This is a genomic window from Streptomyces sp. NRRL S-378, from assembly GCF_000720645.1.
GTDB lineage: Bacteria > Actinomycetota > Actinomycetes > Streptomycetales > Streptomycetaceae > Streptomyces.
This window is the reverse complement of the sequence record NZ_JOBX01000166.1, coordinates 1-1,739: the sequence shown is the minus strand read 5'-3', so window position 1 is coordinate 1,739 and position 1,739 is coordinate 1. Positions and strand designations below refer to the sequence as shown.

The 1,739-nt window shown below is 76.0% G+C and carries 1 protein-coding gene; it reads right to left on the bottom strand.

The genetic code is table 11. The annotated features are described in order from the left end of the window. Positions 1 to 24 precede the first annotated feature (24 nt). Positions 25 to 1,599: a DUF6056 family protein gene (locus tag IH80_RS0138320; protein ID WP_051810384.1), complete on the bottom strand. Its 1,575-nt coding sequence runs from the start codon at positions 1,597 to 1,599 to the stop codon at positions 25 to 27. Positions 1,600 to 1,739: the final 140 nt, after the last annotated feature.

Genomic DNA, 1,739 nt, shown 5'->3' with positions numbered 1-1,739 from the left:
CGCCGGGGCCGGCGGGGGCGGGGGTCAGCGGCGGTGGATGCGGTTGACGTCGTACCAGCGGGAGACGCAGGCGGCGACCCAGTCCCGGCGGTAGTCGGAGGTGAAGAAGGGTTCGGCGAGGTTGCCGATGGGCAGGGGGCGGTAGCCCACGTCGGTGGCGCCCCGGGCCGTCTCGGCCCGGATGCGGGCGTTCTGGGCGTCCCAGGCGACGGAGCGGGCCACCGTGGTGGTGGTGAGCTGCTGGAGGGCGGGGACGAGGGAGGCCATCGAGGCCATCGTGAGGCAGAGCGCCGCGGTGGTGGCGGCCGCCAGGGCCCCGGGGCCGGCGGGGCCGCGGGCGGCCAGGCGGGGGCCGGCCCATGCGCCCAGCAGGACTCCGTAGCCGCACAGCGCCAGTTCCATGGGCAGGAGGTAACTGGTCCAGGTGCGGGCGTACGTCCAGCCGGTGGGGCCGTATCCGCTGCGCAGGCCCGCGGCCACCGCGAAGGATCCCAGGACCACCACGGGCAGCGGGAGCAGCAGCAGGGCGGCGCGTGCCGGCCGTCCGGGGCCGGCACCGCTCCCGGCCCCGGGCCGGGTGCGGGTGCGGGTGCGGGGGTTGGTTCGGGTGTGGGTGCGGAGGGTGGCGGCCAGGCCCAGGAGGAGGCCGGCGGCCGCGGCGGCGAGGTAGGCCCGCTGGCCGGTGACGGTGTCCCACATGTGCAGCCAGTCCTCGTAGGTGGCCCGTAGTTCGGCCGTGGAGAGCATCGGGGGTTTCTCGGGCTGCTGGGCGCGGCGCCAGCGGGCGCCCGGGGAGGTGTAGAGGACGGCGAGGCCGCAGGCGAGGCCGGTGCACCACAGCAGGCACCAGGTGAAGGGGCGCCAGGTGGGGGCGAGGCGCAGGCGTGGCAGGCACAGTACGGCGGTCAGGGCGGCGAGGAGGCCGCTGACGAGGGCGAACGGTTCGCTGAGGGTGCCGAGGGCGAAGCCGATGAGGAGGGCTCCGGCGAGGCCGGCCGTGCGGACGGCGGGGCGGGGGTGGTTGACGGTGGTGAGGGCCAGCAGGAGTGCCCACAGGCCGATGACGCTCGGCAGGGTGTGGGAGATCGTGGCGGGGGCCCAGAGCAGGACCTGGTAGCTGCGGGTGCCGGCGTAGTAGAGGAGTGCCTGCAGGGCCAGGGCGCAGGCGGTCAGGAGCAGCAGGGGTGGTGCGTGGCCGAGGGTGCGCAGGAGGCGGCGGCCGAGGAGGACCAGGGCGGCGGTGAGGGAGACGGCGATGAGGGTGGGGAGGAGTTTGGTGCCGGCCGGTCCGCCGCTGTAGAGGAGGCCGCTGAGGAAGGCGTTGGCGACCCGGCCGTTCTGGGTCGTGTAGAAGTCGGCGGTGATGCCGAGGACTCCCAGGTCGCGGGTTTTCCAGGCGGCGCACCAGTCGTCGGAGGTGGGGCGGATGTAGAGGCCGAGGAAGCATCCGACGGCGACGAGGGCTCCGGCGGCGGCCAGGAGGGTCGCTCCGGCGGCGGGCAGGAGGGCGTGCGGGAGGGGGCGGGGGCGGCCGGTGTTCCGGCCGGTCGGGGAGGAGGGGGTCACGAGGTCCTCGCCCTCGGCCGCCACGGTGCTCATGGGCCACCCCTTCGCAGTGGGGCCCGTCGGGCAAGGGCGGCCGGTGCGCCCCGCCGGCTGTGGTGAGCGCACGGCCCGCGAACACCCATGATGTGCACGGTTGCGGGCGTGCGGCATCCCGGGCGGGGGCCGGGGTGGGG